The following is a 20,335-nucleotide window of genomic DNA, read 5'->3' on the forward strand; positions in this document are numbered from 1 at the left end:
CTTAATCAGTATAGATCCCTCCCGATTCTGATAAAAAGCGAATAGTAACTGTTGTCCCCTTACCTTTAGAGCTATTATAATAAATTTCCCCACCATATTTTTCTACAATATTAAAGCAAATCATTAACCCTAAACCAGTTCCATTACTTTTTAATGAATAAAAAGGTGTGCCCAGCGACTTAACCTCAGCCTCGGACATTCCACTTCCTTCATCGGTGATCATGATCTCGATAAAATTATTATTTCTATTTGCTATGACTGAGACGGATTTCCCTACATCCGAGGCTTCTAGCGCATTTTTTATAACATTAATAAGTAACTGCTTAAACTCAATTTTATTAATAGAAATATAACAATCTTCCTCAACCTTTATATCGATTTGATTATCAGATAGCATGGCATAGGAATGAAGCAGACCCGTAACACTTTGAAGGACATCCTTCACATCCACTTTCTCTAGTCTTTGATCTCCATTTGGTTTGGATAGGGTTAGAAATTGAGAGATAATCTGTTCTACTGTGTTTAATTCATCAATCATTAAGTTAAACTTACTTTTTTTAGAATCATCAAATGAATCATCCTCTTTGAACAATTGCAAAAAACCTCTAACCACTGTTATAGGATTTCGAATTTCATGTGCAACAGCAGCTGTTAATTGTCCTACCATCTTTAACCGCTCGGATTGCTGTAATTGTTCATAATACAGTTGCTGCTTTTTCATCCGTTTAAAAGATAAATGGAAAATGAAAAATAATAGTGCTTGAACAGCTATTATATTTATAATGTTGCCTAAAATGTCATGATGTAAATAAGTATATAATTTACCTTTATCAATAAATATGACATAACTAAAAGTAATTACCATCAATATCCCATTTATAATAAAGGAAAAGTAGAACAATTTTAAATCGAAAAATAGAATAGAAAGTGCAGGAATAAGGCAAATCAAAATATAGGTGGTCCAAGTTTGAGGATATAAAAAGAAAAGCGTATAGAAATAAGCAAATCCAAAAAGAATGATGATCTTCCTAAAGGTATGTGTCTCATACTTTGGGTAGATCCATAAACAAACAGATAGAAACATTACACACAAAAAATGTACAATGTAACCAAAATCAATCCCATTCAACTCTGTTGTAGATAGTATTAATCCAGATATCATAAGAATAATGTTTAATAACATTGCAATATAATAGATTTTTCGATTCACCTGACTGTAAAACTCTCTCATGAATTCACCACTTCTAAATTAATTTAACCCTTTTTTGGATACTACCCTCTCAAGAGGCAAAATTTAAGGGCACCCACTTGGATGCCCTTTCTACATCTCATACATTATTGTAATTATATCAGTCACTTTACTAAAATGGGAATAAATACTTTTAGCCCTAATTATGATACGCCTCTCAGTTATGTGTCAATGTATAAAAAAATAGACTGCTCTCTCACTAAGCAAAGCAGTCCATTTATAGTATCGCTTTTATTCCGTATCCTTATCAATATCCTTAGGGATCCGGCGGGCTACATCGGTCGCAATAGCTGCATGGATCACTGCCAGACGCACTAACTCTACCACTTTTTCGTTAAAAATACTCGGGATTACGTATTGCTCATTAACCTCATCCGGATGAACAACTGAAGCAATCGCTTTTGCCGCGGCTAGCTTCATTTCAAGATTCACTGTTTTTGCTCTGCAATCCAGTGCGCCACGGAAGATACCCGGAAAACACAGCACATTGTTGATCTGATTCGGATAGTCACTTCTACCTGTCGCTAATACGCGAACAAAAGGCTCGGCCAATTCTGGTTCAATCTCCGGTGTCGGATTAGCCATTGCAAACACAATGTTATCGCTGGCCATACTCTTGAGATGATCAACAGATAGAATCCCACCACGTGACACCCCTATAAAGACATCTGCTCCCTGCATAACCTCCGTCAGTCCACCTTCGATACCTTCCGGGTTAGTTGCATCAGCAAGCTTCCGCCATTCCTGATTATCATACTGAAGATCTTTTCTAAGAACACCTTCACGATCTACCGCGTAGATTTTGCGAGCTCCTGCCGCCAGAAGCATATTACAGATGGACACACCAGCCGCACCTATACCCACAACGACAATTCGAACATCTTCGATAGATTTATTTACTACTTTAAGCGCATTCAAAAGACCTGCCAACACTACAACAGATGTACCGTGCTGATCATCATGAAATACCGGAATATCCAGCTCTTCGGCAAGCCGACGTTCAATCTCGAAACAGCGCGGAGAACTGATATCTTCTAAGTTGATTCCCCCAAATCCAGGAGATACTGCTTTTACGATATTAATGATTTCATCTGAATCTTTAGTATTTAGGCATAGTGGAAAAGCATCGATGTTCGCCAATTGCTTAAACAGCATAGCCTTACCTTCCATAACAGGCATAGCCGCTTCCGGTCCAATATCCCCTAGTCCAAGCACAGCCGTACCATCTGTAACAACGGCTACTGTATTCCGCTTCATCGTCAAAGAATAGGCTTTGTTCGGATCTTCGGCAATCGCCGTACACACTCGGGCAACTCCCGGGGTATACACCAGCGATAAATCCTCCCGATTTTTAATAGGCATTTTAGGTGTGATTTCAATTTTTCCGCCAATATGAGCTAGAAAAGTTCGATCTGACACATTAATTACTTTGACTCCTGGCATCTTCGATAGTATAGACATCATTTCTCCATTCGAGGCATCTTGCACGTTTATTGTTATATCTCGAGTTGTTACATCCTTACCTGCACGGATTACATCAATAGCAACGATATCTCCACCTGCAGTGGCAATTCCTGAAGCAACATCACCAAAAGAAGCAACCGATTTCCGAATTTCGAGCCTGACAATCATCGTTGTTGCAATAGCCATGAATTAGCCTCTCTTTCTTCAACCCTAAGATTTCAAATACACTATACTATACCATTTAAACAAACTTTCTCCCTATTGAATAGATCACCTTAGTATTTTTCTTAAAATAGTATTCCCTTCGGCACCCGGACCAAATACATCAGGGATTGTACCGACTGGCACAAAACCATTTTTACCGTAAAAAGCAATCACATCATAAACTTCTGCATAGGTCAGCATAAGTAAACAGTAAGCTCCCCTACCCTTAACAACCTTTTCTACATGCTGTAGTAAAATACCTCCTATTCCTTTTCTACGATGCCAAAAGCATCATCTTGTTCATTCTCATGATAGGCATAAAACTATGCCCCCCTCTGAAAATGTGATTGTATGCTGCGGGAGAGTTTGATTATAGTGTTCCAATACGCAATCAAAGAGTCCTAACTACGTCTCACTTGCGTTATATCATAGACAATGACAAGTTGACTGATCAGAATAAATATTATATACATGTCTTACCTATACCGTAGTTGAAGGAGCTTACACTTATGACAGAATCATTTCAAGCATTAGTTGTCGACAAAACAGAATCATCGTTTTCCGTCACTGTTAAGCCGGTTACCTTAGAAGAACTACCCGCAGGAGAAGTTGTAATTAAGGTTGCATACTCCAGTGTGAATTATAAAGACGGATTAGCCAGTACCCCTAACGGAAAAATTGTAAAATCCTATCCTTTTATTCCAGGCATCGACTTATCCGGTACTGTGGTGTCTTCTACAGACGAGCGGTTTCATGAAGGGCAGCAAGTTATCGCTACAGGGTATGGAATGGGTGTATCTCACTTTGGAGGATATAGCGAATATACACGTATTCCTGCCGCTTGGATCACCCCACTTCCGGATGGACTTACACTAAGAGAAGCTATGATCTATGGTACAGCTGGACTAACTGCCGCCTTGTCCATTCAAGCTCTGGAAGACAATGACTTAGCACCAGACAAAGGCAAAGTACTCGTAACGGGAGCGACCGGTGGTGTGGGTGGATCGGCTATCGCTATGCTTAGCACAAAAGGCTATAGCGTAGTAGCCAGCACTGGTAATTCCGAAGCTAACCAATATTTGAAAGCTCTTGGCGCGGAAGTAGTCATTTCACGCGAAGATGTTACGGGCGGATCTAGCAAACCATTAGAGAAACAGCTATGGCAAGGTGCTGTAGATTCCGTTGGCGGAAACTCACTTGCGTCGATTTTGAGTAAGATCTCCTACAGAGGTTCTGTTGCTGCAAGCGGCCTGACCGGTGGCACTTCTGTTCCAACTACCGTACTTCCCTTTATTCTTCGTGGGGTTAACCTGCTCGGTATTGATTCCGTAGAGTGTCCTGCAACACTTCGCGAAAAGGTGTGGGCACGGATGGCGACTGATTTGAAGCCTGCACAGCTTGAGAATCTTGTAGATCGTGAAGTAACCTTAAATGAACTGCCACAAGCATTGGAAGATATTCTGCTAGGAAACACACAAGGCAGAGTGCTTGTCCGTTTATCTTAAGCCCTAACAAGTAAATCTCCCGAGAGATATAATCTCGGGAGGTTTTGTGTAGTTACTCTTGATTATTCGAATATTGATAATTCGGTTGTTGTTGTACATAAGGCTGTTGCCGATAGTGTTGCTCATAGCCTTGATTGTAGTATCCTTGCATCGGGTAAGGCTGGTAGTTAAATGCTTGCGTCGCTGGAGGCATTTGTGAAGAGATAGGAATAGGTTGAGCTTGCATATGAGCGTACGGCTGCATGTTTGGATGCATATTCGGTTGCATGTTAGGTTTCATATTTGCATGCATATTCATATTTGGTGCCATATTTGGGGCCATATTATTGACTCCCTTTACTTTATCCTCCTCACAACAGTCGGCAGGTGGACCGATAAAGGTTCCAGGTTTAATAGGCGCTAAGGCTTCCTTTACCAAGGCTTCATTCAAACAGTAAGTATGTGCTAATACATTCGCAGGGGTTTTGCTCAGGATATCCGAACCTAAGATGACCTCAGGAATAGGTGCATCAAAAATCGCGAGCAGATGTGTATTATCGACGGTTGCCACCTCATAATGCCACCAGCCTTGCGGCACATTCGCCACTTGACCTGGACAAATTGGGAAATGTAGAAGTTCATTGGTAAACGGATTAATTAAGGACACTACCGCTGAACCGCAGATACAATAGACAAGCTCTGCCGCATTTTGATGATAATGAGGCTCCACCACATTCGATTTGCTAAGAAAAATATCAAGGAGCGAGGTATTCTCCAGTGTATTCAACTGCTTTACCGACAGAAAATTAATATAGTTATTGGCATCCTTTTTAATGAGAGTATTAGTATTCACATCGAAAGTAAATTGTGTATTAGGGGATGTATAATCCATGTATGAAGTCACTGTTTATTCCTACCCTTCTGTTCCTGTAATTTTTTGATTTCATAGAACAACATATGCGTTTGCCTATGCCTAGGTGCCGGAGATTCACAGACTCCAATGAAAATTCATCTTTCCTGTTAAACGGGGCATCCTCTATAATGTTAAATTCTCACACTATACAGGAGGCAAAGTATGAAATCGATTCACATTAAAATAGTATTAGCGTTATGTATCTCTATCTTCACCATTATGGGGTTGCAGCCATTGAATCAACACTCTACGGTTGCAGCCGCTAACCACAAATCATCTACCAAACAGACTCCATTTACCTTTGTTCTGATTCATGGGTCTTGGGCTACAGCAGGTTTTTGGGATGAAACAGCCGCTGAGCTTCGTAAGTTAGGGCACACCGTCTACACGCCGGAATATGCAGGACATGGCGCGGATAAGAATAATAATGTAACACATGAGCAAATCACAAAGTCCGTTGTCGACTATATCAAACAAAAAGACCTGAAGGATTTTATCCTGCTCGGACATAGCTTTGGCGGATCAGTCATTCAAACGGTTTCCCAGCAAGTACCTGACCGGATCAAACGGATCGTGTTCTTTGATGCCTTCGCGCCACTCGACGGACAAAGTGTGGCAGATCAATTTCCTGCTGAGTCAATTAAATCTTTTGAACAGCTAAGAGATGCTTCCGGAAATAACACCATCACGCTCCCCTTCCCGCTCTTCCGGGATACCTTCGTCAACACTGCCAGTCTTGCGCAAGCACAAGCCTTTTATAAACAAGCTCCGCCTGAACCAGCTACTCCGCTATTTGAAAAGCTGGATCTCAAGAAATTCTACAGTCTCCAAATCCCTAAAAGTTATCTTTATCTGACGGAAGACACGGCTATCCCACAAGGCCCATATGGGTTTCACCCGACTCAGTCCAGTCATTTGGGCGTTTTCCGCTTCATCGAGGGCAAAGGAGATCATATGACCACTGTCCGGACCGAGCCAAAAATGATGGCGGAATTGATGGTTAAGGCGGGAAGAGATTAGTCGCGTAATAGCGGAATAATGCATTCAATCAGTAAAAAAAGAGCAAGCGTACGGGAATGTTCCCTAATACGCTTGCTCTTTTTCCAATTCCCCACAACCTTTAAGGATTCGGCTTCACTCCGGTAATGACCCAGCTATTATGATCTTTAACAAGTGCGATCGTCAGTAGCATGGATGGTTCCGGACCATTTGAGGTCGCGGAATCTATGCGCATTTCTATGACCTCTGAATTTTGGTCAATTACTGTTTCTTTAGTAACCTCGTACTTTGTAATCCATGGGCTGGATACACCAGTTACCCAGTTCAGTTCAACAAACTGTGGATACATAACCTTTTTGAGTTCTTTGGAAAAGATCGAATATTGAATCGACGCGTTCCTGTGCTGTAAACCGAATCCGTATAGCTCAGCCGCTTGAAATGCAGTTGGCAATATGATTCGTTTAGACTCCGGGGCTGGCAAAGGCATGGCTGAGAGCAGCTTTCCATTAGACTGAATCACCGTTCCGTTGTCAGGGGCACCTAATGCGATTCCTGGCAGAAGCAATACGCCTGCGATCAGGGTAGCCGCCAATTTCCTTTTACTAATCAGAATCACCTCATAGAAAGCTTTTTCACCTCATGTGAAATTGAATTCTAATTATTCCCCGTTACCGCTAACTTTTATGTATATAAAGAGCTCTATAATGCCAACAAATAAAGCGACCCTGACAATGACGGAATCGCTTGTGAGAAATAGAATTCTATTATCGTTCTACCGATTGTTTAAGACGTTGATCAGGCGTGAAAAAGAGTCGGTAGCTCAGTACACTTAGCAGTATACTAGTTATGGCCGCAGAAGCGGTGAATGAGAACACAATCAGAATCTGGTAGCGAACAGCGATTACTGGATCAGCCCCTGCTATAATCATACCCGTCATCATACCTGGAAGCTGGACCAGTCCTACTGTCTTCATTCCGTCGATGGTAGGGATCATGCTGAATTTCACAGATCTTTTTCTAACTTCATGGATCGCTTGTGGAACCGTTGCCCCCAGTGACAGCAGGGTCTCGATTTCCCCTTTGCTCTGCTGTATTTCGTGCTTGATATGGTTAATGAACAAACCCGAGACAACCATAGCGCTACCAATGGTCATGCCACTAATGGGAATGATATATTGTGGGGTCGCCTCAATAATATGTAAGCCGAGCAGAATCCCCATCATAAGGAGCTCCATAGTAGCGATCGCAAGTCCAATTCTCCAGACTAATCCACGTAGACCTTTTCCTCTCTTCGCTGCATTCCATGCGGCTACACTTATCATGAAGATTATTATCAAAATAACATAAATCATCTGATCGGTTTTAAAAATAAATTGCAGTACATATCCGACCGCAAGCAATTGAATCGCCGACCTTATAGTGCCTACAATAATATCTTTTTCTAGTCCGAGCCTTTGCCATACCGAGACCAACATCGTCCCTAGCACAAACAGAAGCGTGAAACTTAGTGCAGTATAACTCATATGAATGACGCTCCTTCTAACGGTCGAATAAACCTTTTTGCCAAGTCTTCCGCAGATTTAGCAAAAAAAGATTCACTCACGTGTTGTTCCAGCTTACCATTCCCCATAAACCATGTAGTAGTGCTTATTCGGCTAGCCTGCTTAAGGTCATGGGTCACCCAAATCATTGAAGTCCCTTCTTCTTTATGCCACTGTTCTAGTAGATCCTCTACCCTTTGAGTGCTGTCAATGTCTAGTGATGCAGTGATTTCATCGAGCAGTAGAACATTAGGTCGCAGCAGCAATGACCGAATCAGGGATATCCGCTGCTTTTCACCGCCAGAGCAATCTGCTGCTTTTTTACTTAAATCCAATTGTTCCAGCCCTAGTTGTTCCATTAGCCGCTGTACTAATTTAAGGTCATAGGGTCTGTCATGCAGCTTGCTGACGGTTCTTAGGTTATCCTCCACACTGCCAGGCAACATAACCGCTTGTTGAGCCATGTACCCGATTTTCATTCTCCACAGCCTTGAATCCATATTTTTGAATGAAGTCCCCATAACAAGCATATCCCCTTCATCTGGAGCATCCAGCAGAGCCATAATTCTAAGTAGTGTGCTTTTACCTTGACCCGAGGCACCGATCAGAGCGATCCGGTCCGATTCAGATATTTCAGCGGAGATGTCCGAGAATAGATATTTCGAAGCTTGTTCGCTGCTTTTCCAGTTCAATTTTGCAAGTCTTTGAATTTCAAAAATACTACTCAATGCCTTACCTCCTATTGCCACGCAAAATATCATACCGTCTCGTATTATAGCATTTTAGCTAACAAAAAAAGAGAAAGACATCTTCTCTAAGAGAACGCCTTTCCCTTCAGTGAAATGAAATTATTGATTAAACCGAGCTGTAACGAACACTGCAGGTGAATTCCAGTAGATCGTTACCTCATTCGTAGAATAACTAAGTTCATGATCGGCAAAACACTGAGCAGCTGGTTTTCCCTGTAAATGTTCTACTACATATTCATCATGAAGCCCACGATCCGGCCCCCCAGATACAAGACCCGGCACAGGATCAACCACATGGTCACCAACAGATGGACGATGATGCGGATGCATCACTGGATGATCGCCAAATCCGGTAACATAACTGATATCCAGTACGTTGCGTCCCATCAGATAGTGCAAATGATCTAGCGCACAGTCCGCAAAGCTCGAATCGCCACTAAAATATTCAGCCACCACTAGCAGCATAGCATTGTTCATTACGAGCATATTGCTACCCCAAATATAGTCGTCCTCTTTTAAGGAGATCCTATAACCATCATCACGACTCTGTTCCACTAACCGTTCCGCTTCAGCTAGAAGTCCTTCTCTTAAGGAAGCATACAAAGCACGGTCTGCTAGATCTTCACCATTTAACAGATACGCAAGTGTGCCGTAGCCCCCCATATCTGCCCAGCCTAGACTGTATTTTGAAAAAGACAACTGCACCAGTTGCAGAACAGCTTGATGGTATTCTTCTTTCCCCGTCGTACGATAGAGCTCCGCAGCTGCCCAATACCGCTCATCCTTGTCGTTCCCATCTCCATATTCTCCGGTGCTAATTTCTGGCGGATTCGTAAACCCTGGTGCAGTTGGATGTTGAACAAGCCATTCCCAAGCTAGTGTTGCGGCATCCAGACATTTCTTCGCATAGGCTGAGTCAAAGGGCTCATATATCCGTGCTGCCATGGCCATGACTCCAGCAAAATCTCCAGTGGCGGTTGCTGATACCGGTGAGAAGTATAGATCTGCTGTATCAGCCTCTGGCATCACATCCAAATCTGGGAAGCTCAGCGTAGTCAGTTTATGATACACTCCACCTGTTCTATAGTCTTGCATTTTGAACAACCAATCCAGCTCCACTTTGCATTCCAGCAGTACATCAGGCGTCCCCCCATCACTCTCAGGAATCGGGATAGCGCTTACAAAATCAGATGGATATAACTCATAGGCTAGTAATAGATCAGCGATGGCCTTGGCTCCGGGTCCGCTATATTTACCATAATCACCTGCATCATGCCAACCTCCAGAACAATCTAGCCGGCGCTCCGTTTCACCATATACAATTCCCTCAGCTGTATGACATGCCTTATGTTTCCAATCTCCAGCATACTCTTCAGTTAACTCAACTCCGCAACGATAATAATAAAAGGCCTTCAGCAAGCCCTGTTGAAGCTCGTGATAAGGTTTATCTGAGATTATAAATGATGCTGAAGCTATCCCCTCACCTTGCTCAATCCGGTATGTGCCCACTGCATGAACCTCAGAAAAATCACCTGTATGTACAGTTACTCCGCTTGTCTCATCAAATCTGGGAGTACCTGTCTGCCCTTCGAATACAACATTTCCATGATCAACATCAACAACCTGAAAGTCATGTCCAGCACCAGTAAACACTGCAATCTTTTCTCCACCCACCGGATATCCGATTTGATTTACAGTAATGGTCCGGAGTCTACGCTCACTCATCTTCATTCTCCTTCATATCAATTTGATGAAGCCAATGATTACAAGTCTCTCTTTCAAGTTGAGAATACTCTATTCTAGTTGTACGCTGCAATGATAACTACAATAAAAAAACCTAGAGTTAACCAAAAACGGTAACTCTAGGTGATATGATTAGCTTATTTGTCTCCAAGCAGCTTAATAAAGTTAGCTGGAAGTGTGAATTGCTGATTGTGAATCACTATACGGCGAAGCTCCTCAAAGGAACTAAGATCATCATCTTCATCGTCGTCTTTGATTTCTTTAATGTCCCGATGCAGTCGCTCCATTTGCAGATCAAGTGCATGAGCGGCATCCGCTGCATTTTTCAATTCACGCGTCATACTCTCTGGTACTGACTTATTATATTTATAGAAAATTTTATGTTCGAGACTTGCCCAGAAATCCATAGCAATGGTACGAATTTGTACCTCAACGCACACTAACTCCTGACGATCTGACATAAATACAGGTACCTGAATCAGCAAATGCAAACTTTGATATCCGTTAGGCTTGGGATTCTTAATATAATCCTTCACTTCAAGAACCGTTAAGTCGTCCTGCTTCTGAAGCATTTCACTTACATGATAAATATCTGAGATAAAAGAACAGGTAATTCGTAGACCTGCAATGTCTTTAATACAATTTCTCACAGAATCTAGAGATAATTCTCCATTTTTGCGGAGCATTTTGTTCATAATACTCTCGGGAGACTTGATTCTCGATTTGGTATGTTCAATAGGACTGTAATCGTGAAGAGACTGAAACTCCTGTTTGAGGATCTCAATCTTCGTCTCCATCTCATCAAGTGCAAATTTATAAATCAACATAAATCGGGTGATCTCGTGCTTAAGCTTCTTAAATTGTTCGATTTGATTCTCGGGGTTCATTATCCATTTCTCCTCTTGTAGCTTTTCTCTATATTTATCATAGCCAATCCACTAGTGAAATTCAAATTCAGCCTCCCCATATTCTACCACATCTAATGATTCGCAGAAAAAGAGCTCCCTCTCGGCAGCCCTTTCATCTGTTACAATAACTGTTCTCTAGTTAAGCTGTTTCCACTTTTGTTCCAACGTTTGAGGGACATAGCTTTCTAATTTTTTTAATAGTTCCAAGGGTTCTTGATTTATATTTAACAAACTAAGATGTGAAGCGTTAGAAAATCCCTCGTTAATGCTGTGTTGAATTAGATTCATCAGAGGATCAAAATAATTCCTGATATTTAAAACCCCTACCGGTTTCTTATGTATACCGATTTGTGACCAGCACAAAACCTCAAACAGCTCTTCATACGTCCCAAAACCGCCGGGTAAAGCAATAAAGCCATCCGCTAATTCCCCCATTTTTGCTTTTCGTCCATGCATATCGTCCACTTCTATCAGCTGCGTTAATTCTCTATGTACCATCTCTCCATTAAACAATCCCCTAGGCATAACCCCGATTACCTCACCTCCACCGTTCAAAACAGCATTGGCGACTTCACCCATTAATCCAATTCTTGATCCCCCGTAAATTAAGCGATAATTGTTCATAGCCATGTAGTTTCCGAGTTCAACAGCTTTAGCTTTATATTCCTCATGTCCCCCTAAATTCGATCCTGCAAAAACACAAATTGATCTCAATTCCTCATCTCCAAACTATATATTGATAATATCCGACATCTAATATACTATATGTTGGAGAATAAATCATATAAAAGATTAAGGAGTGCTACATAATATGGAGATCAATGAAGTGCAGAAATGGATTAAGAGTTATTATGGACAAAGAGGCTGGACCGATTATGGTCCTTTTATACGGGTTGGATTTCTTATGGAAGAGACCGGTGAGGTTGCACGGGCAGTACGCTCCTATGAAATCGGAAGAGATCGCCCAGATGAATCTACCCCTCCACCAGAGCAACTGAAACACGACTTGATTGAGGAAATTGGTGATGTGCTAGGAAATATAGCCTTGTTAGCCGATTTGTATGGCATCACTTTAGAAGAGGCATTTACTGCACATAAGGACAAATTAGTTAAACGCTTTAATTCCTAAAGTGAAGTAGAAAAAGGGCTACAATCGGCATCACCGAATTGTAACCCTTTTTTATCTAACTATTTAAGCTTCTTTAAGCATTACCGCCTAAAGTATGACTCGAAATAACATTAATTATTATTTCCCAATCATCAGGGTGAACTTCATGACCCGTTCCTTCTAGTGTAAGTAGAGACGTATTAGGAATGTCATTAGCAAGCGCTAGACCATGCTCTAAAGGGAGCACCGTGTCTGCTGTACCATGGATAACTAATGTAGAAACCATGATATTTTTCGCCTTGCCCTCGTAGTCATCCACCCCTGTAAGAAAAGCATGATTAAACATGCCGCTTCTTCATCTGACCAATCCAGAGTAGCTCCATCCGCATGAAAAGCCAAAATTCTCTTATCCATTGGAGGCAAATTCCGATCATTATCATCAGATTCAAAAATGCTAGATGCTATTACAAATAGACTATCTCCCCGACCTTAGCAATCAAAGGGATAGCCTATTTTTGCAACGAAAATATTTATTAAATAAATACTTCCTCAACGGTTAAATTTCGTTCCTTGGATAAATCCCTAAACGTAGTTTCATCTACTTTCACTAACGGTTTAAAAATATCCAAAGGGTTGTTCATAATAATCGTACCTTGCTCTCCGTTGCTAAGCTGAACACTTTTACCTACGAAGTTCGGCAGTAAATGTCCAATCAAAGCTTGTACCGCATTTCCATTCAGCTTGCCAAAGCCCAACTCATGCACCTTACGCAGAACGGTAATCAGCCCTTGTTTGGGTTGATTCACTCTTACAGAGGTCATCCCAACATAGGCATTAGCGACAGCCACAATCAGTGTATACGGGTGCAGGTCCGCCTTACGAAGCATATTAGGATAACCAGTCCCATCCTCGAATTCATGATGCTGAAGCGCCACCAGAGCGGTCTTCTCGTCATTCATAGATTTAAGAATAATATCGTATCCATATGAAGTGTGACGCTTTAGTTCTTCAGTTTCCTCAGGAGTTAAGATCCCCGTCTTATTTAAGATAGATGGGTCGATCTGACTTTTTCCTATGTCGTGTAAATACCCAGCCCGGCTAATTTCGTAGCGTTCTTCTTTGGTATAACCTAACCAAGTCGCTATGTAAAATGATAGCAATCCGACCTGTAATGAATGATTGTATGTACCAACGTCTTCTCGTTCAAGCAACAGCAATAAGGAAACTACATCCTTATGTTCATCCATTTTTTCCAGCAAGGGCTGCAACGTAAGATCTACATCTGACTGCGTGAAACTGCCCTTGCTGAGTGCTTCTAGAAAAATAGATTCATAGTTTTGGATCGCTAGATCAAAGTTTCCATTCAGGCTTTGCTCCAGATTCGTTCCCTCATTATCCATCGCAATGCTGCGAGGTTCAATATCGACATAATCGATACGATGTCTCATCAGGAGGGTGATTTCTTCTTGGTAAACAATTGTCCCTTTTGGGAGCACGTGTAAACCAACACTATTAAAAGTGTCCAACATAAGGCAATCGCCATGTTTGAGATCTGTGACATGAGCTTTCAAAATTCTGCACCCTTCCTATCAATAGGTATATTTTACCTTAAGGATAGCTAAATTATTTCAAAGTCACAATATGGTTAAAGTCTCATTAACACTCTCAATTAGTTCAAAAGACCCCCGCTACATCACCTAAAAAGGAATACTAAAGTCTGCTATCACTTTTCCAATCAACTGATCCTTCGCTACAAAAGGAGTAGCCCAGAGATGAGCATCGTAGCTTATATTCCGGTTATCTCCGAGAAAAAAGTAATGGTCCGACGGAACCGTAACGGGTCCAAAAGTATAGTCCATCCGCTCATTAAGGTAGGGTTCATTGATCTCCGTTCCATTTCTGTAAAGGGCTCCATCTTTAATTTCAATGGTATCACCTGGTAACCCTATCAACCGCTTTACATATCTTTTATGCTCATCACCTGCTACCGGGGGCGTAAACACGACGATGTCTCCATGATCGAGTGTCGTCATCCATAACATTTTTTCAACGATTAGACGGTCATTAATTTCAATTGTAGGAATCATAGAGCCAGTAGGAACCCTCATCGCTTCAGCAACATAAGTTCTTACAAATAAAGATAGGACCACTGCGATAGCAACACTCGGGAAATATTGTTTGATAAATTTCAACATAATTGCTCACCTCATTTTAATTTTATAAACTTTTTGATCGTTGCAGAAGCTTTTTTCGCTCGTTCATATTCAGTTCATATTGTCGTCATGTATAGTTCATCTTCATCGGGTAAGCTTCCTTTAGCAATTCGTTAAGATAGCTAGAATAAAGCGATTAGAACAGGAGAAGATGCGAGTGATACCAGAAGAAGAGGTTATTAAAAAAAGGATGAATAAACCGCTTAAAATTATACTTATTTCCTTAGGGGCTTTAGCTACTGCAATAGTGCTTTTTCTAGTGACTGTTTTTGTCGCTAATATTTTCCTCAATAAATCGGACCAAGCTAAAATAAAACCCTATGGTCAGACTGTAAGCGTCGATGGTAAAAATATGAATGTTTTGATTCAAGGAAAAGGTGAAGAGACAGTCGTGCTCTTACCTGGTTATGGAACAGTGGCACCGGGACTTGATTTTAAGCTGCTAATAGATGAACTATCTCCATTTTACAAAGTTGTCACGATTGAGCCTTTCGGTTATGGATTAAGTGATAGAACGGACAAAGAGCGAACCACGGAAAATATTGTGAGTGAAATTCATGAAGCTGTAAAGCAGCTTAATATTGACCGTTATATTCTAATGGCACACTCTATTTCCGGTATGTACAGTTTGAATTATGTGAACAAATATCCAAACGAAGTGAGTGCATTTGTCGGGATTGATAACAGCATTGCAACGGAAGACAGAATAGGTGTTAAAATACCAACAGGAAAATTAAAACTACTTAGAAAATCAGGCTTGGGCAGATTGTTATTGAAATCAAGTGGAAATCCCTATGCTGAATTGCCGTTTGATGATGAAACTAAAGAACAATTGAGATTGCTTACGCTTAGAAACACTTATAATTACACTAACTTAAATGAAGTGGAACATATGTCTTCTAATTATAAAGGGGCTCTAAATTCAACTTTTCCAAAGGATCTTCCCCTTTTGCTCTTTGTACAAGGAGATGATACTCTCTTAAAAGATTGGATATCATTGCATGAAGGGCAAGTCAAAAATTCTAAACAAGGAAAATTGGTAAAACTTGATGCAGGACATTATCTGCACCATACCAAATCAAAAGAAATCGCCGAAAATTTCAAGACATTTATGAAAGAAATAAAATAAGTATAGATTGTATCGCTCAGATTGTCTAAACCGTTACTTCTATTCTCCATGCTGCTGCATCATGTGCAAGCTTCCTTGCATTTGATGCCGCAGCATTTTTTTCTTATTCATACTTCGTTAATATTTACGTACCCTCACTTCTAAAACCGCTCAATAATGCGGTTCATTTCCCCATCTACGTCGATCAAAGTATTCTTAGGAATATGAATGACCAACAAACCGCCAAAGATCTGTTCACATTTCCCATCATTCTCTGTGATCCGTTTTTTAAAAGCAGAAATGGCTGCTGAATCAACAGCCTCTTTACTGAGGAGCCAAGCGTACCTTTTGAAATGAGATTTCTGTAAAGTTTCCTGATAGTAATAGATCCCTAGCTCTTCTTTCACCCTTATAATATCCCCCATAGTAACACCTGGATTAAAAATCGGTGTCTCTTCGATGCGGTATTTATCTTTACCCACTGGAGTAACATCAAGGATTTCAATTTCACGGCCCGCTGGATCAAAGCAAATATGTAGTCCTGACGAATCTTGCATTTGCGCACCTCAATTCTATTCAAAATCTGATCTTGATGATTCTAAATAACACAAAACACAATAAATACATTAAGCTTGTAATCCCGAACAACCTGAAGATTCCCGGCGTTAAAAACATATATAAACTGTATGGAAAACTCCAAATAAAGGCGATAAGCATGAGAAGACTTCTGTTTAAAGAGACACCTATCGCTAGTAATCCGGCAGGCAACACCAACATTACCATACTAATTATAATACTGGATTGATTCGTAACCTCAGCATAAGGATTAATGAATATAAATATAAACCATAAAAAAACGGTCATCAAACTGGATACATATCCAATGAGTTTAATGATTGTTAAGTTTATGGATTGCTCCATGCCATCACCTCAATTCTTTCGCAATCATTCTCTCCAGCCATTTCCACGGGAGCAGCGTTTTGCCTAAAATCAAGATCCAGGTGCCTTTGCCGATAGGGTACCGAAGCCTTGGTGACTTCATTTCAGTAATACGACCGATGAGATCTGCCACTTGCTTTGGATCAGGTGCAGTTTCAGCGGTATGCTTGGAATATCGTAGCACAGCGTCCAGACGGTCTCTATAAGGAGAACCCTCGGTTTGACGAATATGTGCCATTCCTTTTTCCCAAATCGGGGTACGGAAGGAGCCAGGTTCAATTAACACTACACGTATTCCATAAGGAGACATTTCATGACGCAGACTTTCACTGAATCCTTCTACTGCAAATTTGGAAGCTGCATATGGTGCATACCCTGGGAAACCGGACAAACCGCTTATACTCCCCACGTTAATAATCGTACCACTTCCCTGTTCCCGCATAACTGGCAGTACAGCTTTTGTCACCGCTACTAATCCGAAAAAGTTCGTCTCCATTTGCTGGCGCCATTCCTCCATGGATATCTCTTCTATGAAGCCACCGATAGCAAAGCCTGCATTATTTACCAGAACGTCAATTCTTCCGAATGTTTCGTGTACTGAGGATATAGTCGCCTGTATAGAATCACTATCGGTAACATCCATGGTCATAAAATGAAGCTGCTTCAAGAGTCCTGCTTGCTCTGCCTGCTGTTCAAGCTCACCTTTACGACTCAATTCGCGCATCGTTGCTACAACTTTGAATCCCTGTCCAGCTAGTTTGAGGGCTGTGAGCAGTCCAAATCCACTAGAGGTTCCGGTTATTAAGGCCACTCGATCATGCATTTGATCTAGATGTGAATTCATCTTTGATTCTCCTTATGTTTCAGCATTTCAAAGAAGCAAACAAATGTTCCATTTCGGATTGACTATCCATTAATTTCAAGTTATAGTAAGTGTATCATTTATATTTCTGCGGGAGAAGCACCTCGCAAGATAGGCATTCATGCCTATCTTGGAGGTGCTTTTTGCGCGCATAGACTAATTAAGGAGCTGACATGAATGTTTATTCACAATTCTAGTTATTTAAAGAGGTTTGTCCAATTAATTCTAGTAGTAGCTCTCTTCAACATTAACCTTACATTAGCTTCTGCAGGTACAGATTGGGATTCAGCCTTAGATGACATTAACGGTCTCCATGGTAATTATACCTCGCTTCAAGTAGCACTCAAGTCCGATAGCTCAAAAATTCAAATGCTGCGTAAGCAGAACAATGAAACACTGAAATCTATTCACTCTGTCATAGAGTCAACAGATAAGGCTCTGCTGAGTCGCTTATCATCTGAAGCTACGTCAGCTCAGAAGAAACATGCACCCTTACTGGAACAATACAGCACACTCAGTAAGCAGTCTACCGCAGCCAAGAAAGCTAAAGACTTGAAAACAGTCACATTGCTGGACCTGAAGCGCAATAAACTAAAAGCTGCTGTAGCCCTTGCCCGAGCCGAAATTAAGACGAAGACAACCGCTTTGGCAGCCGCTCGCAAGCAAACCGCTGCTAAGCTTAAACCCGTCAAAGATGCGTTGGTACCCATCGCTGCTTTAAAGAAACAAATAACTGCCGAAAGTAAGAATCTCACTGCCACGCAGAAAGTACGCGCGGAAGCTGACAAACAATATAAAGCAGCTGTTAAGCAAGGAGATGCAGTTAGAGCCGCTACAGAATTGAAATCATCCTATGAGCAAATGAAACGAATTCATTCCATGCAGCAGAATATTTACAGCTGGGAACAGAAGATTTCGCTAGCACTACGAGCAGCAGAATCTAAACTTCCCTAATGATTCGCCCCCACCGGCTCAAATCAGCTTCACTAACATACTAATTAGTTGGGCTGCAGGCACTATTAGGAGCTGAGCAAATATAGTACCTAGAAATCGTGAACCCATCAATACCACATATATTTTTCCTAGCTGATCACGGTATTCTACATTTTCAGTGGCTTTATGGGTAATAAGACCAAGCTGCGGGTCGATAAATATGGTCAGCAGTATAGTCGCCATTCCGTTAATCAATCCTGAGGCTTGAGAAGCAGTCGTACTATATTGAGGCATTAGGTGAGCAGCATATAAAGATGATATGACACCTACGGTGTAAAAGGCTGTAACAAAAACATTCATAACAATAAAACGTTTAGGAATCCCCAGGTATCTGAAGTTATATAGATTCACTTTTGGTTTTCTTATGTATTTTCTAGTATTCTTTAACTGCCCGATCGTTACGCTCGTAAGCAGCTTGGGAATAGAACCCTCGATTTCAAGCTTTGAGATGATTCTCCCAAACAAGCCTACAAAGGTAGGGAAAATAGCAATGGCTATTAATGTCCCTAAGGAAGAAGCTAATAATATAATTCTCAAGTAATTAAGAAGTGGGAAATCAGAATGTATTTTGGAATAATCTACGAATTTAGCCGTCAGTGGAGCTTGAATCATGTTTGCAGTTCTTGACACGAGAACAATAATGCCTGTCAGAGACAGAGCAATTGCAATCTTATTCAGCTTCACTCCGGCGTATCTTACCGAATAGGATAAGGTTTCAGCTGTATGAATAATCATTGTAAGCAAGCATACTACAATCAAGCTATTTAACATTTGAGGTTCATCTCCAATGAAAGCTATTCATCTATTCGGTGCAATTTTGGACGGAAGTATTGATCCAGTCCGTAAGAAAGCGTAATTCCAACGGTATATCGAGCAAGGTCAATCCATAGGAATCCCTTTCCGAGAATCAACCCACCGGGTACGGTAGCACGGATGCTGTTGATCCACTCTGCTTGATACAGTTGGCTAAATTCTATACCGAAGCTAAACATTAGGCTCCACACAAAAGCGATCCACAGCTTCCGTTTCACTAGCAGAACGCGAAACATAAAGTAAACCATGCTGCCCCAAAGCGCGTCTCCAAAATGTCTCGTTACAAACAAGGGGAGCTGTTCCGAGAATGCTCTAGAGCATAACCCAAGTACAATAACAATTAGGCAGATGCATCCATAAATAACTCTTTCTTTTAAAGCATTGACTCTCATTTCCATCCTCTATCCTGCGTCTGACTTGAAATTTATGCTTGCGAATATTAATAAAATAGTTTCATTTACTCAGTACTTCGGGGTTCCACATTCGTTCCACACTAGTAAGCTCTAATTCATCAAATTCCAGCCTATAAATATCTGGTTTCGAAGTCTGTTCAAAGAACTCATAACCATACTCTTTATTGAAGTAATTCAGGATAATGGTCATGATATTCCCGTGGGTACCTAGTGCAATTTTGCCGCCTTTATTTTGCTGGATCAATTGCTTCATGATGGGGATCGCACGCTCTTGCGCTTCCTGAGTACTCTCTCCATCTGGCATTTTATATTGTAAGTCTGTGAATGAAGTCCGGATACCTTGTAGGAATTCTTGTTCACTGATCTCAATTTCCATGCTTGCGATGGCTCTTTCTCTAAGTTCCTCATACAGCTCAATTTCTTGATCCGATGCCTCAGCCAAATACTTAATCGTATCTATGGCTCGTCTATAAGGACTGGAGACAAAATGTGTGATCTCTTCCTCTGCCAATATTTCTTTAATTCTATAAGCGTCCTCATGCCCTTTATCAGATAATCCTCGTTCTCTCTCATCCCCAAGCACAAAAGGTGATATTGCATGTCTAATCATATAAATAAAAGTCTTCATGAAT

Annotated in this window: 21 protein-coding genes and 2 pseudogenes; 5 read left to right on the forward strand and 18 right to left on the reverse strand. The window is 41.1% G+C overall.

Annotation, left to right across the window (positions count from 1 at the left end; translation table 11 throughout):
- Position 1: 1 nt before the first annotated feature.
- The 3 genes and pseudogenes from L1028_RS11000 to L1028_RS31265 form a co-directional block, all read right to left on the reverse strand.
- The gene (locus L1028_RS11000) at positions 2–1,231 is read right to left on the reverse strand and encodes a sensor histidine kinase (protein ID WP_234533733.1); all 1,230 of its coding nucleotides are present in this window, start codon (positions 1,229–1,231) and stop codon (positions 2–4) included.
- Between the two features lie 249 nt (positions 1,232–1,480).
- Positions 1,481–2,899, reverse strand: a complete 1,419-nt coding sequence (locus L1028_RS11005) for an NAD-dependent malic enzyme (RefSeq protein ID WP_234533735.1) — start codon at positions 2,897–2,899, stop codon at positions 1,481–1,483.
- Positions 2,900–2,983: 84 nt separating this feature from the next.
- A pseudogene (locus L1028_RS31265) lies at positions 2,984–3,187 on the reverse strand (N-acetyltransferase); the annotation flags it as partial.
- 239 nt (positions 3,188–3,426) lie between these two features.
- On the opposite strand from L1028_RS31265, the gene L1028_RS11010 reads away from it, so the two are divergent.
- Positions 3,427–4,422, forward strand: a complete 996-nt coding sequence (locus L1028_RS11010) for an acrylyl-CoA reductase family protein (protein WP_234533737.1) — start codon at positions 3,427–3,429, stop codon at positions 4,420–4,422.
- Between the two features lie 52 nt (positions 4,423–4,474).
- Here the strand turns inward: L1028_RS11010 and L1028_RS11015 are convergent, their stop codons facing one another.
- Positions 4,475–5,293 (reverse strand): cupin domain-containing protein, encoded by an 819-nt coding sequence (locus L1028_RS11015; RefSeq protein ID WP_234533739.1) that lies wholly within the window; start codon positions 5,291–5,293, stop codon positions 4,475–4,477.
- Positions 5,294–5,476: 183 nt separating this feature from the next.
- Here L1028_RS11015 and L1028_RS11020 point away from each other — a divergent pair, with 183 nt between their 5' ends.
- Complete coding sequence (locus L1028_RS11020) at positions 5,477–6,334, forward strand: alpha/beta hydrolase (RefSeq protein ID WP_234533741.1); 858 nt, start codon at positions 5,477–5,479, stop codon at positions 6,332–6,334.
- Positions 6,335–6,434: 100 nt separating this feature from the next.
- Here the strand turns inward: L1028_RS11020 and L1028_RS11025 are convergent, their stop codons facing one another.
- From L1028_RS11025 to L1028_RS11050, 6 genes are all read right to left on the reverse strand, one after another.
- Entirely contained in the window at positions 6,435–6,929 is a 495-nt protein-coding gene (locus tag L1028_RS11025) for a hypothetical protein (RefSeq protein ID WP_234533743.1), read from the reverse strand.
- 148 nt (positions 6,930–7,077) lie between these two features.
- Complete coding sequence (locus tag L1028_RS11030) at positions 7,078–7,836, reverse strand: ABC transporter permease (protein ID WP_234533745.1); 759 nt, start codon at positions 7,834–7,836, stop codon at positions 7,078–7,080.
- On the reverse strand, positions 7,833–8,582 hold the full coding sequence (locus tag L1028_RS11035; protein ID WP_234533747.1) for an ABC transporter ATP-binding protein: 750 nt from the start codon (positions 8,580–8,582) through the stop codon (positions 7,833–7,835). Before L1028_RS11035 ends, L1028_RS11030 begins: the two co-directional genes overlap by 4 nt.
- A gap of 120 nt (positions 8,583–8,702) precedes the next feature.
- Positions 8,703–10,328 (reverse strand): glycoside hydrolase family 9 protein, encoded by a 1,626-nt coding sequence (locus L1028_RS11040; RefSeq protein ID WP_234533749.1) that lies wholly within the window; start codon positions 10,326–10,328, stop codon positions 8,703–8,705.
- Between the two features lie 155 nt (positions 10,329–10,483).
- Positions 10,484–11,233: a GTP pyrophosphokinase gene (locus L1028_RS11045; RefSeq protein WP_234533752.1), complete on the reverse strand. Its 750-nt coding sequence runs from the start codon at positions 11,231–11,233 to the stop codon at positions 10,484–10,486.
- Between the two features lie 156 nt (positions 11,234–11,389).
- On the reverse strand, positions 11,390–11,968 hold the full coding sequence (locus L1028_RS11050; protein ID WP_234533754.1) for an LOG family protein: 579 nt from the start codon (positions 11,966–11,968) through the stop codon (positions 11,390–11,392).
- Between the two features lie 97 nt (positions 11,969–12,065).
- Between L1028_RS11050 and L1028_RS11055 the strand changes: the two genes are divergently transcribed.
- On the forward strand, positions 12,066–12,383 hold the full coding sequence (locus L1028_RS11055) for a MazG-like family protein (protein ID WP_234533756.1): 318 nt from the start codon (positions 12,066–12,068) through the stop codon (positions 12,381–12,383).
- Positions 12,384–12,456: 73 nt separating this feature from the next.
- Here the strand turns inward: L1028_RS11055 and L1028_RS11060 are convergent.
- The 3 genes and pseudogenes from L1028_RS11060 to lepB all read right to left on the reverse strand — a co-directional run.
- A pseudogene (locus L1028_RS11060) lies at positions 12,457–12,839 on the reverse strand (alpha/beta fold hydrolase); the annotation flags it as partial.
- 56 nt (positions 12,840–12,895) lie between these two features.
- Entirely contained in the window at positions 12,896–13,933 is a 1,038-nt protein-coding gene (locus L1028_RS11065) for an HD-GYP domain-containing protein (RefSeq protein WP_234533758.1), read from the reverse strand.
- Positions 13,934–14,059: 126 nt separating this feature from the next.
- Positions 14,060–14,557 carry a signal peptidase I gene (gene lepB, locus L1028_RS11070; RefSeq protein ID WP_234533760.1) on the reverse strand — a complete coding sequence of 166 codons (498 nt, stop codon included), beginning with the start codon at positions 14,555–14,557 and terminating at the stop codon, positions 14,060–14,062.
- A 169-nt stretch (positions 14,558–14,726) separates the two neighbouring features.
- Between lepB and L1028_RS11075 the strand changes: the two genes are divergently transcribed.
- Positions 14,727–15,704, forward strand: a complete 978-nt coding sequence (locus L1028_RS11075; protein WP_234533762.1) for an alpha/beta hydrolase — start codon at positions 14,727–14,729, stop codon at positions 15,702–15,704.
- A gap of 140 nt (positions 15,705–15,844) precedes the next feature.
- On the opposite strand, the gene L1028_RS11080 is transcribed toward L1028_RS11075, so the two are convergent.
- Entirely contained in the window at positions 15,845–16,240 is a 396-nt protein-coding gene (locus tag L1028_RS11080; RefSeq protein ID WP_234533764.1) for a DUF4265 domain-containing protein, read from the reverse strand.
- Between the two features lie 368 nt (positions 16,241–16,608).
- Positions 16,609–17,466 carry an SDR family oxidoreductase gene (locus tag L1028_RS11085; RefSeq protein ID WP_234533766.1) on the reverse strand — a complete coding sequence of 286 codons (858 nt, stop codon included), beginning with the start codon at positions 17,464–17,466 and terminating at the stop codon, positions 16,609–16,611.
- 195 nt (positions 17,467–17,661) lie between these two features.
- Here L1028_RS11085 and L1028_RS11090 point away from each other — a divergent pair, with 195 nt between their 5' ends.
- Positions 17,662–18,438 (forward strand): hypothetical protein, encoded by a 777-nt coding sequence (locus L1028_RS11090; RefSeq protein ID WP_234533768.1) that lies wholly within the window; start codon positions 17,662–17,664, stop codon positions 18,436–18,438.
- Positions 18,439–18,456: 18 nt separating this feature from the next.
- Here L1028_RS11090 and L1028_RS11095 read toward each other — a convergent pair whose 3' ends face one another.
- From L1028_RS11095 to L1028_RS11105, 3 genes are all read right to left on the reverse strand, one after another.
- Complete coding sequence (locus L1028_RS11095; RefSeq protein WP_234533770.1) at positions 18,457–19,248, reverse strand: lipid II flippase Amj family protein; 792 nt, start codon at positions 19,246–19,248, stop codon at positions 18,457–18,459.
- Positions 19,249–19,271: 23 nt separating this feature from the next.
- Positions 19,272–19,682, reverse strand: a complete 411-nt coding sequence (locus L1028_RS11100) for a ribosomal maturation YjgA family protein (RefSeq protein WP_234533772.1) — start codon at positions 19,680–19,682, stop codon at positions 19,272–19,274.
- 61 nt (positions 19,683–19,743) lie between these two features.
- Positions 19,744–20,331 carry a histidine phosphatase family protein gene (locus L1028_RS11105; RefSeq protein ID WP_234533774.1) on the reverse strand — a complete coding sequence of 196 codons (588 nt, stop codon included), beginning with the start codon at positions 20,329–20,331 and terminating at the stop codon, positions 19,744–19,746.
- Positions 20,332–20,335: the final 4 nt, after the last annotated feature.

It is taken from the genome of Paenibacillus pseudetheri, assembly GCF_924513355.1.
Classification (GTDB): Bacteria; Bacillota; Bacilli; order Paenibacillales; family Paenibacillaceae; genus Paenibacillus_AQ; species Paenibacillus_AQ pseudetheri.

Coding starts and splice junctions, on each gene's coding strand:
- L1028_RS11000 (WP_234533733.1), bottom strand. CDS start 1,231: ATGAGAGAGTTTTACAGTCAGGTGAATCGAAAAATCTATTATATTGCA.
- L1028_RS11005 (WP_234533735.1), bottom strand. CDS start 2,899: ATGGCTATTGCAACAACGATGATTGTCAGGCTCGAAATTCGGAAATCG.
- L1028_RS11010 (WP_234533737.1), top strand. CDS start 3,427: ATGACAGAATCATTTCAAGCATTAGTTGTCGACAAAACAGAATCATCG.
- L1028_RS11015 (WP_234533739.1), bottom strand. CDS start 5,293: ATGGATTATACATCCCCTAATACACAATTTACTTTCGATGTGAATACT.
- L1028_RS11020 (WP_234533741.1), top strand. CDS start 5,477: ATGAAATCGATTCACATTAAAATAGTATTAGCGTTATGTATCTCTATC.
- L1028_RS11030 (WP_234533745.1), bottom strand. CDS start 7,836: ATGAGTTATACTGCACTAAGTTTCACGCTTCTGTTTGTGCTAGGGACG.
- L1028_RS11040 (WP_234533749.1), bottom strand. CDS start 10,328: ATGAGTGAGCGTAGACTCCGGACCATTACTGTAAATCAAATCGGATAT.
- L1028_RS11045 (WP_234533752.1), bottom strand. CDS start 11,233: ATGAACCCCGAGAATCAAATCGAACAATTTAAGAAGCTTAAGCACGAG.
- L1028_RS11055 (WP_234533756.1), top strand. CDS start 12,066: ATGGAGATCAATGAAGTGCAGAAATGGATTAAGAGTTATTATGGACAA.
- lepB (WP_234533760.1), bottom strand. CDS start 14,557: ATGTTGAAATTTATCAAACAATATTTCCCGAGTGTTGCTATCGCAGTG.
- L1028_RS11075 (WP_234533762.1), top strand. CDS start 14,727: ATGCGAGTGATACCAGAAGAAGAGGTTATTAAAAAAAGGATGAATAAA.
- L1028_RS11080 (WP_234533764.1), bottom strand. CDS start 16,240: ATGCAAGATTCGTCAGGACTACATATTTGCTTTGATCCAGCGGGCCGT.
- L1028_RS11085 (WP_234533766.1), bottom strand. CDS start 17,466: ATGAATTCACATCTAGATCAAATGCATGATCGAGTGGCCTTAATAACC.
- L1028_RS11090 (WP_234533768.1), top strand. CDS start 17,662: ATGTTTATTCACAATTCTAGTTATTTAAAGAGGTTTGTCCAATTAATT.
- L1028_RS11095 (WP_234533770.1), bottom strand. CDS start 19,248: ATGTTAAATAGCTTGATTGTAGTATGCTTGCTTACAATGATTATTCAT.
- L1028_RS11100 (WP_234533772.1), bottom strand. CDS start 19,682: ATGAGAGTCAATGCTTTAAAAGAAAGAGTTATTTATGGATGCATCTGC.
- L1028_RS11105 (WP_234533774.1), bottom strand. CDS start 20,331: ATGAAGACTTTTATTTATATGATTAGACATGCAATATCACCTTTTGTG.